Here is a 14249-nt window from a genome sequence, read left to right on the forward strand (position 1 = left end):
CTACACCTGCCTTTCGGTGACGGGCACGGTGTGGTTCGCCTGGGTGTCGGGGGTGGCCAGGAAGCGGTCGGGTTGCCTGACGCGGGCGATGCGGGCGAGCCAGCCGAATCCGGCTGTGAACAGGGTTCCGATGCCCAGCAGCATGATTTGTCCGGTTGTGTTGTCGTAGGCGGCTGTGTAGTCGCGGTTGAGCAGCACCACGGCGGCGGCGAAGGTCAGGGTGGTGCCGACGATGACCCGTACCGAGGTGCGGGTGCGGGCCCGTCCGGCCTCCACGCGCATCCGCATCGAGGCTTGTCCTCGGGCGGCGTCGGCCAGCGAGCCCAGCAGCTCGGTCAGGCGGCGGGTCTGTTGTTCGGCGGCGAGCAGGAGGGCGGCGACGACGAGGTCGCCGACCGGGTCGTCCAGCCGTTCCCCGAGCCTGCGCAGCGCGGGTGCCAGGCGCTCGCCGTTGCCGATGTCGGCGGCGAGGTCTCCGACATCGCCGCGGATCGCCGCCGGTGCCAGTGGCGCGGTCGCGAGGATCGCCTGCTCCAGGCCCGCGGCGGCGGACAGGGTGTCGCGCAGCATCTCCGTCCAGGTCGCCACGGCCTCGATGCGCGCCACCCGTCGGGCCTGCTCGGGATCCCGGCCCAGCACCCGCGGCAGCGCCCGACAGGCGAGCCCGGCCAGTACCGCGCCGACCGGCCAGCCGGTCAGTAGCCCGGTCACCACCGCGACTGCCACGGCCACCGCGAGCTGCGGCGTGCGCTGTCGGCCGGTGACGCGGATTCGACCGCGCAGTGGGCGGTGGGGGTCGGTGCTGTGCCGGCCGAGGAGCATCAGCAGCAGGCCGATCCCGGTGCCGGCGCCGAGCAGCCCGGCGGTCGCGGTGGTCGAACCGAGGGTGGTCACGGTGACCACCAGCCCTCGGGGTTCTCCAGCACGCCGGGGTCGAGGCCGACGTCGACCAGGTCGTCAAGCGTGTCGCCGCGCATCGCCCCGGCCACGGGACGGGCGCGGCGGTCGGTGCCGGGGCGGTAGACCTCGTTGGAGACCACCTGTGGGCCGTCGGCGCCCACGACCTCGCGGATCGAGGACACCACGCGGGTGCGCCGATCCTGCGCGCGGGCCAGGTGCACCACGAAGTGCACGGCGCTCGCGACCAGCAGGTTCGTCGCTTCCAGCGGCAGCCGCTCGACACCCTGGGCGGCGTAGGAGGCGAGCCGGGTGAACGCGATCCGGGAGCTGGAGGCGTGCAGGGTGGCCATCGAGCCGTCGTTGCCCTGTGACATGGCGTTGCACATCGGGATTACCTCGGGGCCGCGGATCTCCCCGACGATGACCCGGTCCGGGCTCATGCGCAGGCCCCAGCGGACCAGTTCGGCCTGGGAGACGGCGCCTTCGCCTTCGACGTTGGGGTCGCGGGCCTGGAACGCGGTCACGTCGGCATGGACGTCCGGGTCGCGGTCCAGGCCGAGTTCGAAGGCGTCCTCGATGGTGACGATCCGCTCCAACGGGTCCATCTCCGACGCCAGCGCCCGCAGCAGCGTGGTCTTACCGGCCCCGGTGCCGCCGGTGATCAGGATGTTCTTGCGGGCCTTGACCAGCGACCGCAGGAACTGTTCCAAGCCGGGGTCCAGGGTGCCGCGCCGGCGCAGCTGCGGCAGCGTGACCGTGAGATAGCCATGACGCCGGATCGACAGCGCCGTCACTCCCCCGGCGGTCAGGCCCATCACGGCGAACAGCCGCTCGCCGCCGGGGAGTTGGAGGTTGACCGCCGGCGAGCCGTGGTCGAACCGCCGTTCCTGGCTGCCGGCGCGCGCGGCGAGCAGGCGAACGAGATCGGTCAGCTCCTCGTCCGAGGAGGCGATCGGCCCGACCCGGGCGCGGCGGCCGTCGTCGTAGTGGACGAACACCCGGTCATACCGGTTGGCGTTGATCGTCTCGACACTCGGATCGTCCAGCAGCGGCTGCAACCCCGCCATGCCGAACAGCTCGTTCACCACCTCGCCCACGACCCGCTGCTCCGCCTCGCGGGGCAGCAGCCGGCGGCCCGCTGCCAGCTCGTTCTCCGTGTGGACGCGCAGCGCCTCGGCGAGGATGCCGCGGGCCAGCTCACGGCGCGCCTCACGGGTGGTGGTCGTTCCGGTGCGGTCCTGCCGGTCGGCCACCCGCCGCGGAAGCTCCGCGTTCAACCGCTCCCGCAAATGGCGGCGCAGCCCGGTCACGGCGGCCGAGAGGTCCACCGGGTCGTCGTCCTCTACGCCCCGGCCCGGTGGCGGCACTTCCTGGCCCGGCCCGCCGGATCGCGGCGCGCCGTCACCGAGTCGCTGGTGGGGGCGCAGCGGCACTACGGCGTGATGGTGGTCGGTCGGGAATGTCATGACGCCTGTCCTCCTTGCCGAGGCCCGTTCGGGTCGCTGCCGCAGCCTGGGGTGGGTCGGGTGCCGTCGAGCGAGGGCGACTCGGGTGGGGCATCGGGGACCGCGCGCAGCGTCGGCGGCGGAGCGGGTTCCGCTTCCCCGGACGTGGCCACGGGCGGTCGTTCGTGTGCGGCGAGTCGGAGGGCGACCTTGTGGGCGTAGCGGCCCAACGCGGAGTGCGTCGGGCTGCCGGTACGGCCCCAGCGCACCGTGTTCGGTCGCCCGCACAGCACCGCAGCACCGTTCGGGTCCTCGGGTATCCGGCCCAGCGGCGCCACCCCGAGCTCACGGGCGACCTCGGCGGTGGAGAAGCCGTCACCGACGAGCAACAGCACCGGGTTCGGGCTCCACCGACCGACCGCCGGCAGCCGGCGGGGCAGGTGCGCGAGGTCCTCGGCGTGCGCCCGTGACAGCAGCACCACCACGTCGGAGCAACGCACGATCGACAGGGCGGGCGAGCCGGGATCCACCCGCCCGCAGTCGACGACGAGCACCGTGCCCAGTTCGTTCGCCGCCGCCCGCAGCACTCCGAGCCCGCCGTCCGGGTCCGGGAGCACAGCGGACAACGCCGCGTGCGCCTGGTCGGCATCCGGTGGGGCGGTGATAACAGGCAGGCCGCCCGGTAGTCGGTGGCTGTGCCGCCACACCAGGCCCGCGTCACCGCCGTGGCGTGCGGCGGCGGCAAGGCCGACCAGGCCCGGTGCCGCGGGCAGGAAGAACCGCAGGGCCAGGTCTCCGCCGGACGGGTCGGCCTCGACCACGAGCGCGCGGGTCGGGGCCGGCCAGCGGGCCGCCAACGCCACGGCGAACGTCGTCACGCCCGGCGAGCCCTTCAATGACAGCACCGAGACCAACATCATCGACCACCGCCCGACGACAGCATCACGACCGACAATTGCCCCGCCGGCACCGCGGCGACCTGACGCGCGGCCGCCTCGGCCAACTGCACCGAGACCACCGTGGTCTGCTCGTTCACCGGCGTGGTCACGCCCGTGACCACCGCCGGCCACACCGTGCCGCCGTCGGTCGACGGGCTGCTCGCGGTGCCCGCCTGGCCGGACACGAACACCACCGACACCGGTGTCCCCGCAACGATCTCCGGCGGGAACTGACCAGGTTTGAGCGCCAGCGCGGCGATCGCCTGCCCCGCGGTCGGAAGCACCGCCCCACCGACCGAATCCGGGGTGAGCAGCGCCCCGGCCGACAGGCTGGTGGCCATCGGCCTGCCGACCACCGCGGCCACCCGATCCGCCCCGACCACGGCGACGCCGGGATCGACCGCGACGTTGACCTGCCGCAGATCCTGCGCGGTCAACACCCGCCCCACCGACATGTCGCGGGCCAACGCCAGGACAGCCTGCCGGTCCCCGGAGCTGATCGACACCAGCACGAACCCGCCTGCACAGGCCAGCACCAACAGCACGCCGAGCAACAGGTACGGGACGCTGCGGCGGCGACCGCCCGCCCGCAGGCGGAAAGCGGACGGCCGCGTGCCGTCCCCGACCCAGAGACCGTCCGCTGGGCCGGCGGAGTGGTCGGCGACCGGCCGGTTCGTGGTGTTGGTGGTCATACCGGTACCTCCAGAAGGCAAAGGAGTAGTACGCCGCGTCGCCGAAAGGCGAGCAGCGAGCGGAACATGTGGTCGCGCGGTGGGTGTCGGCCCGATCAGAACCGCCGGTGACCGGTGCCGGTCAGCCGCCGTTGTTGAGCGCGTGGGACTCCGCCACGCGGAAACTCGCTGTGCCCGTCGTGGTCATGTCCGGGAACGTCCCGCCCTGCCCCGCACCCGACCACGTGACCATCCAGCGCACGATCGCCGACACGGGGAAGGCATGCCCGGATTGGTCCGCTGATGAACGACGGTAGATATGGCCACAATCCGGTGAAGGCGACGTGGGCTCGGCATGCGGCCCGTAGGGAGTGCCGGCACCCGTGCACGTCACCGAGCCACCATCCCCCAACGACCAGGTGACCGACCTCGGCTTCGCCACGGCCGTCACCGACACACCGGTCACCGACGCGTTCGCCGACACTTCCTCCCAGCCACCGCTCAACCACAACCACGTGGGCAGGTTGACCAACTGGTCCTCGGCGGGACTGGCGGCGATCGCCACCTCCGGCAGGCGCAAGCGGTTGCGCGCGATCTCCGCCACCTGCTCCGGCGAGACCGCCAGCTGTGCACCACCAGATGGAACCCAGACCGGCCCGTGGGACAACGGGTCCTTGCCGTCCGGCGAACACAGCACCATGAACCAACCGCCCGCCTCCTGCGGCTGCCCGCCGGGCGCCTCGTAGTCGATCGGCTTGTAGCCGCAGTCGACGAACGGATCCTCGTCGTCTCCCCCGACGTGGTCCGTGCCGGCCGGGTGGTCGGGATTCAAGCCCTGGTTCGGCTGGTGGCTGTTGCCCGCACCGAGGTCGCAGACGGGTGCGGGCACTCGGCCGCAGTCGACGGTTCCCCATGGACCTGCGAAGGCCGGTGCGGCGCTGCCGAGGAGCAGCAACGCCAGGATGGCGGCGGTCTGCTTCAGCACGTCCCGACCTCCTGGACGCCGAACTCGACGACCTTCCACGTGCCGTCGGCCTGCTTCTCCACGATGGCGTCGATGTGGCGCCTGCCGTCCGGCTCGTCGTCCGCCGGTTGCCCGCTGTCGGCGTAGTGCCTGGTCCAGTTCGTCGAGTCACCACAATCGGTGACGATGATCCTGGTCGGCGCCCCGACGGGCTCGGCAGAGGACACCGCGGGGTTGAGGACCGGCCGGCCACGCGACACCACGCCCTTGTAGCGGTCGCCGTACAACCCACGAGTCAGTGTGTTCAACGCCGTGCCGGTCGCGAACTCGCCCAGCTTCGGCGACTGCCAATCGGACGTCGTGGCGGCGTCGGCGAAACTGAGCCACATGCCCCGGTAAGCGTCCGTCGCCAGCCGCCCGGCTTCCCCGGCCGGGTCGGGCGGCGGGCTCGACGCCTCGGGGAGAAGGGATGCGTCGACACTGACTGGTTCCCCAGGTCCGGCAGACGTGCCCGAGTCCGGTGGGCTGCACGCGGCGACGGCGATCAGGATGACCAGGGCGGTGGCCGTGCTGTGGAAGATCTGCATGTCCGTCCTCAAGTCGTGGTCGTCATGGCGGAAGGGGACGCACATGTCGAACCCCCGTAGCGGTCGGTCAGGGAAGGCTGAGTGCGATGAGCGCTCCGCCGACGATCGCCGGCCCCATCGCGAGAGGCTCTCCGGAGCCGATCCGACGAGCTGCCAGGAGCACGGTTGCCGTCACGCCCGCCAGCACCAGCGCGACCAACAGCCCGAGCACGACGCGCGGCCAGTTCACCCAGCCGAGATAGAGGCCGACCGCACCGATCAGGGCGACATCTCCACCCCCGATCCGCGGCGCCACCAACACCGCTGCGACCAACATCGCGACGAACAGCACACCGGACACGGTCACCGCCCTCAGCAACGCGCCGGTCTCGCCGATCCGGAGCGCGACGTGGCCGAGCAGGACCAGGCCGCCGAGGAACATCGCGCCCGTGATCGCGTGAGGAAGTCGGCGACAGGTCAGATCGATCAACACGAGTGGGGTGCCGGTGATCGCCAGCCAGCACACGGCAGGCAACTGTGGCGAACCCTCGAACCAGTAGGTCAGCAGTGCAAGCAGTGCACACAGGACCGAAGTGGTCACCAGTGCATCGCTCGACCACGCCGTTCTCCACCACCCCGTCGGGAACAACCGTTGCCCGGCTGCGGCACGCGCCGTTACCGCGGTCACCAGAGGTCCGAACGCTGGGCCGATGAGCGTCCAGCACCATTCCGGCGACATAGCACCCCCTCGATACGCAGGGTGACGATCCCCGCCGAACGGCTTCACCCTCTAGTCGGACACAAACCCGAAAGAGCATTTTCCGTACCGGCCCACTGGAAGAAGAAACCCACGCCACTCCGATCCGCATCGCGACCCACCTCGCCTACAGAAGTCACTACAGCACGTACATCAATCCCGGCACTGTTCACTCGATAGGGGCTTCATGGGATCGAACGGACCAGTGGCCCACGTCTGATCCGCATATCCTCAGTCTCTCGTGGTGGTTCCGGTGCCAACCCGGCTGACATCACGGTGACCTGGCCGTCTGGGGGATGGCAAGGGGGGCGGTGTATTCGCTTGAAGGGAATAACGAATAACAGCCAGAGAATCGGGGAGGAGCTCCGGCGGCTGCGCGTCGAGGCGGGTCTTACACTCACGCAGTTCGCCGAGCGGTGCCACTACAGCGTCGGGCATGTGAGCAACGTCGAGAACGGGGTCAAGCCGGCCACGGAAGACTTCGCCCGCGCGTGCGACCAGGTGCTCGGAACCGGCGGCGCCCTCCTAAGCATGGTGTGGGACGAAGCTGGTAGAAGCCGTCATCGCCCGGCCCTCGGTCCATCGCAGCTACCGCCATCGGCGCGGCTGGTGGGCCGCCGTCGAGTGCTCGCGCAACTGGAACTCGCCACTGAAGACCTGAGGCGCGGTGTGTCTGCGGGTGTGCTCGCGCTGGACGGGCTGGCAGGTGTCGGCAAGACGGCCTTGGCCGTCTCGTGGGCACATCACGTCCGGGAGGATTTCCCGGACGGCACGCTGTTCTACGACCTGCGCGGTTGGGCACCCACCGTGGATCCGATCGCGCCCTTCGAGGTGCTTGAGGCCTTTCTTCGCGATCTCGGTGTCGGTCCTGCCGATCTTCCTTCGACGCTGGACCGGCGGACGGCGTTGCTGCGGACGCGGCTGGCGGGGACGCGGACGCTGCTCGTGTTGGACAACGCGTTCAGCACCGAGCAGGTGCGCCCGCTTCTGCCCGGCACAGCCGGCTGTCTGGCGATCGTCACCAGTCGTCGGAGGTTGTCAGGTCTGGCGATGCGCGAAGGTGCCCGCCTGGTGAGTGTCGAGCCGTTCACGCGTGACGAGGCGGTGAGCCTGTTGCGGGAGACGCTCGGCGAGCAGCGCGTCGACCGGGAACTCCACGCGGCCGGGCGGATCACGACGTTGTGCGCCTACCTCCCACTGGCGATCAGGGTCGCGGCGGAGCGGGTGGCGGCGCATCCGCACCTCTCGCTCGACCGACTCGCCGACGACCTGTCCGCCATGGACAAGCGTCTGGACGCGCTGTCGTCTGAGGACGAGACGGTGCGGGCGGTCTTCTCCTGGTCCTACCGGGCGCTCACAGACGGCGCCGCCAAGCTGTTCCGTCTCCTAGGGCTGCACGCCGGTGCCACCTTCGGTCCGCACGTCGCCGCGGCGCTGTCCGGCGTCCCGGTCGACGAAGCGGGGAGGTCGCTGGACGAGTTGGCGTCGGTGCGGTTGATCGAGCAGGTGGCGCACGACCGATACACACGGCACGACCTGCTCAACGCGTACAGCGTCGAACGACTGCTCCAAGACGAGCCCGGGCCTGACCGTGAGTCGGCGACGCGGCGCATGTTGGACTGGTACCTGCACGCCGCGGCACGCGTGAGCGACGTGCTCGCTCCGCAGTACCGCAATCCGACCCTGGCGCCGCCGAGTCCGGGCACGCCCGACGCACCGGACGACTTCACCTACACCACGGCGCTGGCCTGGTGTGAGTTCGAGTTCGGCAATCTCGTCGCCGCCGTGCGACTGGCTCACGAGCGTGGGTACCACGTGCATGCGTGGCAGTTGCCCGTCGTGCTGTGGGATTTCCTGTACCTGCGCAAGCACTGGACCGACTGGATCTCCATCCACGAAGCGGGCCTGGCGTCGGCTCGGGCTGCCGGGGACTCGTTCGGGGAGGCCTGGGTGCTGAACAACCTGGCGCACGCCCATCGGGAGCGGCGGCGGTTCGACCTGGCGGAGAAGCAGTTGCACGCCGCCATGGAGCTGCGCGACGCGATAGGGGACACGACCGGGCGAGCCTGGACGTTCACCGGCATCGGTTACCTGGAAGGCGACCGCGAGGATCATGAAGCGGCGGCGAAAGCGTTCACCGCCGCACGCGAGCTGTTCCGGCAGGTCGACAATCAACCTGGCGAAGCGATCGCGATCAACGGCGTCGGCGAGGCCTGCCGTCGGCTGGGACGGTTCGGCGAGGCGATGAAGCACTTCGAGGACGCCCTGCGGATTATGCGCAAGGACGGCGACCGCTACACCGAGGGCTACATCCTGACGAGCCTCGCCGCGACGTTCGAGGCGATGGGCAGGCATGAGGACGCGCAGGCACAGTTCGACCTCGCACTGCTCGCCCGGCGTGAGCTCGGTGACCGATGGGGTGAGGCCGACACGCTGATCATGCGCGGTGACGCCTTGGTGGAACACGACCCCGACCAGGCGCATGGGTGCTGGCTTGCCGCTCTGACCATCCTGGGCGAACTCGACGACCCGCGGGCGGACAACGTGCGCGAACGCCTGCGGGCGGTGCCGGCTCCCCGCCCATCCCCCACATCGGAGGCTACGCCGTCGGCTTCGACGCCTTGAGCCCGTACAGCAGCGGAACTCTCGGGTCACCGTCCGGCAGCGCCCACCAGCCGCTGCCGGTCCGAGTCATGCGCGCCCAACGCGGCCACGGCAGCAACTCGCTCTCGGTGAGGCTGTCGATCCGCAGCCCCGCCCGCACCAGCGTGGTGACGACCTCCCCGAGCGAGTGCATCCACTCGTAAGACACCGTGGCCGAGGTCAGGGCCGGACCATCGGTGTAGGTGTAGGTCGCGTCACGCTCGATCGCGCCACGCCCTTCCAGGTAGTCGTGCCGCAGCAACAACTCCGGCCCCTCACCCGGTCCCGGCTTGGGTCCCAGCGCGTTGAGCAACGGGTGGAACTCCGCGATGTACACGAACCCACCCGGCTTGAGCAGCTCAACCACCGTCGCCGCCCACCGCGGCAGATCCGGCAGATAGCACAACGCACCCTTGCCGGTGTAGACGACGTCGAACCGTCCTGCACCGAGGTGTGCCACCGCGTCGTGGACGTCGGCCTCCACGTACTCGATCTTCGACCCTTCCCCGGCGGCGATACGCCGCGCTTCGACGACGGCCGCCGCCGAGAAGTCCAACCCGGTGACACGAGCTCCCTGCCGCGCGAAAGCGATCGTCTCGGCCCCGATGTGGCACTGCAGATGCGCCAACTCCCGACCGGCGAGCTCCCCGAGATCAGACCACTCGAACGGGGCGAACCAACTCCGCGGATCGCGCCTGCCCACCGCGTAGAACTCACTCGCCACGTGCACCGGCGTCCGCGCGTCCCAGTTCGCCCGGTTCGCCCGAACCATCTCCCCGACCTCGACACCGAAGCTCATACCCGACATCTACCAGCACGCCCGTCACACGGACCCAGCCGCCACGCACCAGTCACCCACATGGGCTACTCGATTCGCCCTATTCCTTCCTATTCGGAAAGACAGAATCCTGTTCCCACCGCAACGGCCGCAGGATGCTCGTGACCACCACTCCGGTATCGAATCGAGAAAGGGTGATCACCGTGACCGCGATCCGCACCAAACTACGTCACACACTCGTCCTCATAACCACCACCATTTCCGCCCTCACGACCACGTCCTCGACCGACGCCCACAGCGCGCCCCTCCCAGTCGGCTGCGGCTTCCAGCACGTCAACCCCGACCACCACAACGGCGCGACATCCCTCTACACCCACTGCGCCGACACGTTCATCCTCATCCGAGTCGACACCACCCTCGACAGCTACCACACCTGCGTCGGACCCCGAGGCACCTTGAGGTTCTTCCCCAGCAACGAAGTCAAGTACGCCTACTACGTCCCCATCCAACCGAGACTGATCACCGCGTCCGACGGCCGCCAGATCTGCTCCACCACCCAACCGCCCGTCTGACATCCCGGATGCGCCAGGACGGTGTCCGCTCCCTGCGGGGTTCGGCACACCGTCCTGGCAGATCAATCAACCGGTCCCGCAACTCCGGACGTCTGGGCCCAAAGAAGTCTCCGTGATAGCGGCGACGAACGCGCGAGCGTGTTCGTCCGCCATATCAGCACTCGCCCCTTTGCCTCTCTTACTGTCATGGATCGCCAAGCGTCCACCCTCGAGGTGCCATCTCGACACACTGGTTCCGCGCGCCGCCGACAGCTCGATTTCCTGAACTCGGCGACCAGGTCGCTACCCTCGTCGGAACGATCTACGCACGTAACCATGGTCGAAGGCGACCCCGAAGCTGCGCCCGAGGGTGAGTTCATGGCTGCGCACGGTGGGTTCCTTGTCCGGTCGCGGTCGTGGGGTAGGGCCAGTCACCGGGGGTGCCGTGGCCGCCGGCCGCAGCGAACGCCGCCGCGATGGTCTTCGAGTCGGCGTCGGCGGCGAGTAGACCGTGCAGGAGGATGCGCGCTTTGAGTGGGTCGAGGAAGCCCGCGCGGACAAGCCCTCGGGACAGCAGGTCGCGTTCGGAGCCGGGAAACGCGTAGGTGGCCGCGAGCACGGGTCCGGCGCCGGTGCGGGAGCAGAGGACGACGGGGATGCGGTCGGCGATCTGTTCCAGCGGTGGTACCCACGTGGCGGGGACGTGTCCGACGCCGAACGCCGCCACGACGAGACCGTCGAGCTGGTGGGCCACGGTCTGCAGCAGGGTCCCGTCGTCACCGAGAGTTGCCGTGACGACTCCCACCCGCACATCCGTACGACTGTGGATGTCGGGCAGCACTGCACGGTCGGCGGGTCTGTTGACGATCTGCGGGCGGCCTTCGACGAGGTACCCGAGTGGCCCGCCATCAGGGGATCGGAAAGTGGAGGTGCTGGTGGTGTGCGTTTTGCGGACCCTGCGGGCGGCGTGGATCCCGTCGGCGAACACCACCAGGCAACCGAGACCGCGGGCAGTCGGGTCGGCGGCGGTCAGGATGGCGGCGAGCAGGTTGCCGGGGCCGTCGGCGCCGGCCAGGGTGGGGTTGCGCATGGCGCCGGTCACCACGACCGGCTGAGGGACCGCGTGCCGCAGGTCGAGGTAGTAGGAGGTCTCCTCGATGGTGTCGGTGCCCTGCGTGACGACAATCCCGTCGAACCCCGCGGCGCATCGGTCACGGACCTCGTCGGCCAAGGCCGACAGGTCATCGAAGGTCAACGACGCACCTGGCACACGACGGAAGTCCACGACCTCGACGTCGACACCGGTGTCCGCCAGGCCCGGCACCGCGGCGACCAACTGTTCGGCGGACAGCGCCGGCACGACACCGCCACCCGGGGTCGCTGTCATGGCGATCGTTCCGCCCAGGCCGACGACTGCGACGCGACGAGCGGGCGTCATCAAGGCTTCACGCGACACGGGCATCCTCTCCAGAACTGGGCCAGGCAGTCAGCGCACACTAGTCCGCCGGGTGCGCGGTTCCCCCGACGAACCGGCAGGCCCGGTCAAACCCTTCCAGCGGTCCAGACGTGCACCGTCGAAGAAGTCGGTGCCCTGGGGTGGGTCGGTGATCGCCTCCACGTGGCGACGGACCGCATCGAGCGCTTGGAGACTGGCTCGGGTGTCGCCCATCGCGGCATGGGCTCGCGCCGGGAGTGCACCCACCCAAGCGCGGCGTCGCGGGCTCGACGCCGCACGCGTGCGGCCGCCGGGCGGGACAGCACGTCGTTTACTGCTGCCCGTGCCGCCTTCACAGGCCCGCAGTGAAGGCGGCGGACCTAACGGTTGTGTGCAGCGACGGAGGCGTCGATCCGGACATACCGATCGAACATGCCGACTCGGTCGATGCTGAACTTCGACAGTGCCGTCGCCTGTGTTGGCACGGGCGAAGCGGAAGGACCCGCCGGTGTCGCGTAGACCGTCGCATGGTCGACCAGGCCGTCCCGAAGGAACCGCTGTGCAGCCAACGGGCTCGTGATCAGAACTGATCGCGCTCCACCTGTGTGCAACTGTGCGAGCAGCGTTGCGGGATCTTCGGCGGGTACCGCGGCGGGCAACCTGAACACGGTGTGTCCGTGACCGTTCGGCAGGCCTTCGGTGGGTCGACTGGTGTCGTCCAAGACCGCGTCGGCCTCGACTCGATGGTGCGCGACCAGTACATCCGCGGGCGCGACGACCTGGCCGGACGCGTCGACCTCGTACAGCCACGTGACGTACGGCCGACCCAGTTGCAGGCTGTGCAGCCACGGGCGGAGCACGAGTCGCGCGGATTCGGACAGGAGGCCGACTTCGACCTCGACGCCTGCCGCTCGCAGCCGCTCGGCGCCTCCTTCCTCTCGGGACGTGGGGTCGATCACCGCGATCACCGTTCGCCTGATGCCCGCGTCTATGAGCGCTTGGCGGCACGGTGGTGTCCGGCCGTGGTGATTGCATGGTTCGAGGGTGACCACCGCAGTGCCGCCGCGGGCGCGTTCGCCCGCTGCTGTGAGGGCGTGGACTTCGGCGTGTGCTTCGCCTTTGCGTTCGTGGTAGCCCTCGCCGACAACCTGCCCGGCGGAGTCGAGGATCACGCAGCCGACCGGTGGGTTCGGGCTGGTGCGTCCGAGTCCGAAGGCGGACAGGACGATGGCACGCTGCATCGCGCTGATCTCGTTCGCCGACGTTGTCACAGGTCGCCATTGAACGTCAGCTTGGCGCGGAACGCAGCAACCGATGGCAGCGTGTCGTAGCGGGTCAGTGCGTTGGCGACGGCCCGCAGTTCGTTCTCGGTCCGTACGGATCCGGAACTGCGCGCGATGTCCAACGCCTCGCCGGCGAGGCGCGCGGCTCGTTCCGGTTCCCCCACGGCGGCCGAGGCCAGCGCGAAGCGGCCCAGGGCGATGCCCCTGTCCCGTCGGTACACCGCCGGCAGGATCGGCAGAACCCGGTCGTACAACTCGACGGCCTTACGCGGCTGCCCCAGGGTCAGCCAGCAACTGGCGCGCTGCAGTTCGAGGTAGCCGGCGGTGCAGAAGGAGCCGTGCCCGCCCCGGGCGTCGCCGGTCGTGTCCGATACAGCCCATTCGTGCGCCTTGTCCAGCGTGCGTTGAGCGGCACGGGCATCGCCGTCGAGTGCGTATCCGTGGGCTTCCTGCTGGGTGATGGCCGCGCGCATCGAGGGCGGAAGCGCGGGTCCTTCGCGGTGAGCGGCGTGTGCCATACCGATCACCCGGGCAGGGTCTCGGTTGGTGGTGGCCTGCTGACTACGGCGGAACAAGGTCCACGCCAGCATGAGACGGTCGTCCGCCTCGTGTGACCATTCCATCGCCCGGTCGGTCCACCGTTCGGCGAGCGAGGTCTCGCCCGCGTCCTCGTGCAGCCACGCGGCGGACTCGGCGTACTGCGCCGCCAACGTCACCACCTCGCGTCGGACCAGGCCCCTGGCCGAGCGAGCGATGCTCATCACGAGCCTGAGGTGCTCGTGCACCGAACTGAGCGCGAATCGCGGGCCGAAGAGGTTGTCGGTCTTCACCAGGAGGTGCCACTGCTCCCGAAGGTGGCCGAGCAAGTCCGGAATGTCGCTCGACGCCAGGCCGCTCAACAATGGGACTCCGCCGAGCGGGTCGGTGCCTGCCGTGTCGGCGTGGCTGATCGGAGTCTGGGGACCGGCGGACGCGTCCGGCCGGTTCCGGCGAGCCTGTCGTTCCCGATGCGCCTGTTCGCGGAGGGCGAGGAGTTGCCCTCCTGCCCCCAGTTCCTCGTCGATGGCTTTCACGATCCCGAGCGAGGGCAGGTTGTGGCCAGGGCGTTCGGCGAGTGACACGTACTGCCGGGTGTAGCCGATTCGTCGAGCGAGTTGTGGCTGGCTCAGTTCGGCCTGGTGCCGACGCCGCTTGATCTCGCTGGCGAGCAGTATCGCGGCGGAATGTGCCTCGTCGTACGCCCGGTCTTCGTTCACGGTCTGCTCCGCTGCGGCAGGGGGCAAATGAGGGGCAAAAACGCGTAGTAATCGATTTGCCC

General features: G+C 69.7%; 13 protein-coding genes. 2 read left to right on the plus strand and 11 right to left on the minus strand.

The features are described 5' to 3' along the window. The 7 genes from LNK82_RS12095 to LNK82_RS12125 form a co-directional block, all read right to left on the minus strand. Positions 1–903, minus strand: a complete 903-nt coding sequence (locus LNK82_RS12095; protein WP_372470470.1) for a type II secretion system F family protein — start codon at positions 901–903, stop codon at positions 1–3. Continuing rightward, entirely contained in the window at positions 891–2366 is a 1476-nt protein-coding gene (locus LNK82_RS12100; protein WP_230567043.1) for a TadA family conjugal transfer-associated ATPase, read from the minus strand. The genes LNK82_RS12095 and LNK82_RS12100 overlap by 13 nt, the downstream gene beginning before the upstream one ends. Then, on the minus strand, positions 2363–3250 hold the full coding sequence (locus tag LNK82_RS12105; protein ID WP_230567044.1) for a CpaE/TadZ family protein: 888 nt from the start codon (positions 3248–3250) through the stop codon (positions 2363–2365). The genes LNK82_RS12100 and LNK82_RS12105 overlap by 4 nt, the downstream gene beginning before the upstream one ends. Positions 3251–3261: 11 nt before the next feature. Beyond that, positions 3262–3975, minus strand: a complete 714-nt coding sequence (locus LNK82_RS12110) for an SAF domain-containing protein (protein WP_230567045.1) — start codon at positions 3973–3975, stop codon at positions 3262–3264. A 121-nt stretch (positions 3976–4096) separates the two neighbouring features. Then, positions 4097–4939, minus strand: a complete 843-nt coding sequence (locus LNK82_RS12115; protein WP_230567046.1) for a hypothetical protein — start codon at positions 4937–4939, stop codon at positions 4097–4099. Then, complete coding sequence (locus LNK82_RS12120) at positions 4933–5505, minus strand: hypothetical protein (protein ID WP_230567047.1); 573 nt, start codon at positions 5503–5505, stop codon at positions 4933–4935. Before LNK82_RS12120 ends, LNK82_RS12115 begins: the two co-directional genes overlap by 7 nt. A gap of 67 nt (positions 5506–5572) precedes the next feature. Continuing rightward, on the minus strand, positions 5573–6085 hold the full coding sequence (locus LNK82_RS12125; RefSeq protein WP_230567048.1) for a prepilin peptidase: 513 nt from the start codon (positions 6083–6085) through the stop codon (positions 5573–5575). Positions 6086–6517: 432 nt separating this feature from the next. On the opposite strand from LNK82_RS12125, the gene LNK82_RS12130 reads away from it, so the two are divergent. Then, entirely contained in the window at positions 6518–8866 is a 2349-nt protein-coding gene (locus LNK82_RS12130; protein WP_230567049.1) for a helix-turn-helix domain-containing protein, read from the plus strand. Here LNK82_RS12130 and LNK82_RS12135 read toward each other — a convergent pair. Then, the gene (locus tag LNK82_RS12135; protein ID WP_230567050.1) at positions 8841–9683 is read right to left on the minus strand and encodes a class I SAM-dependent methyltransferase; all 843 of its coding nucleotides are present in this window, start codon (positions 9681–9683) and stop codon (positions 8841–8843) included. The two genes, LNK82_RS12130 and LNK82_RS12135, sit on opposite strands and share 26 nt — an antisense overlap. Positions 9684–9865: 182 nt before the next feature. Between LNK82_RS12135 and LNK82_RS12140 the strand changes: the two genes are divergently transcribed. Next, on the plus strand, positions 9866–10234 hold the full coding sequence (locus tag LNK82_RS12140; RefSeq protein WP_230567051.1) for a DUF6355 family natural product biosynthesis protein: 369 nt from the start codon (positions 9866–9868) through the stop codon (positions 10232–10234). Between the two features lie 355 nt (positions 10235–10589). Here the strand turns inward: LNK82_RS12140 and LNK82_RS12145 are convergent, their stop codons facing one another. The 3 genes from LNK82_RS12145 to LNK82_RS12155 form a co-directional block, all read right to left on the minus strand. After that, positions 10590–11669: an asparaginase gene (locus LNK82_RS12145; RefSeq protein WP_230567052.1), complete on the minus strand. Its 1080-nt coding sequence runs from the start codon at positions 11667–11669 to the stop codon at positions 10590–10592. Between the two features lie 359 nt (positions 11670–12028). After that, positions 12029–12919 carry a bifunctional diaminohydroxyphosphoribosylaminopyrimidine deaminase/5-amino-6-(5-phosphoribosylamino)uracil reductase RibD gene (gene ribD / locus LNK82_RS12150; protein ID WP_230567053.1) on the minus strand — a complete coding sequence of 297 codons (891 nt, stop codon included), beginning with the start codon at positions 12917–12919 and terminating at the stop codon, positions 12029–12031. Next, a complete protein-coding gene (locus LNK82_RS12155) occupies positions 12916–14187 on the minus strand; it encodes a helix-turn-helix transcriptional regulator (RefSeq protein WP_230567054.1) in 1272 nt (423 codons plus the stop codon). Before LNK82_RS12155 ends, ribD begins: the two co-directional genes overlap by 4 nt. Positions 14188–14249: the final 62 nt, after the last annotated feature.

The organism is Saccharothrix luteola (genome assembly GCF_020859565.1).
Lineage (GTDB): Bacteria > Actinomycetota > Actinomycetes > Mycobacteriales > Pseudonocardiaceae > Actinosynnema > Actinosynnema luteola.

Coding starts and splice junctions, on each gene's coding strand:
- LNK82_RS12100 (WP_230567043.1), bottom strand. CDS start 2,366: ATGACATTCCCGACCGACCACCATCACGCCGTAGTGCCGCTGCGCCCC.
- LNK82_RS12110 (WP_230567045.1), bottom strand. CDS start 3,975: ATGACCACCAACACCACGAACCGGCCGGTCGCCGACCACTCCGCCGGC.
- LNK82_RS12120 (WP_230567047.1), bottom strand. CDS start 5,505: ATGCAGATCTTCCACAGCACGGCCACCGCCCTGGTCATCCTGATCGCC.
- LNK82_RS12135 (WP_230567050.1), bottom strand. CDS start 9,683: ATGAGCTTCGGTGTCGAGGTCGGGGAGATGGTTCGGGCGAACCGGGCG.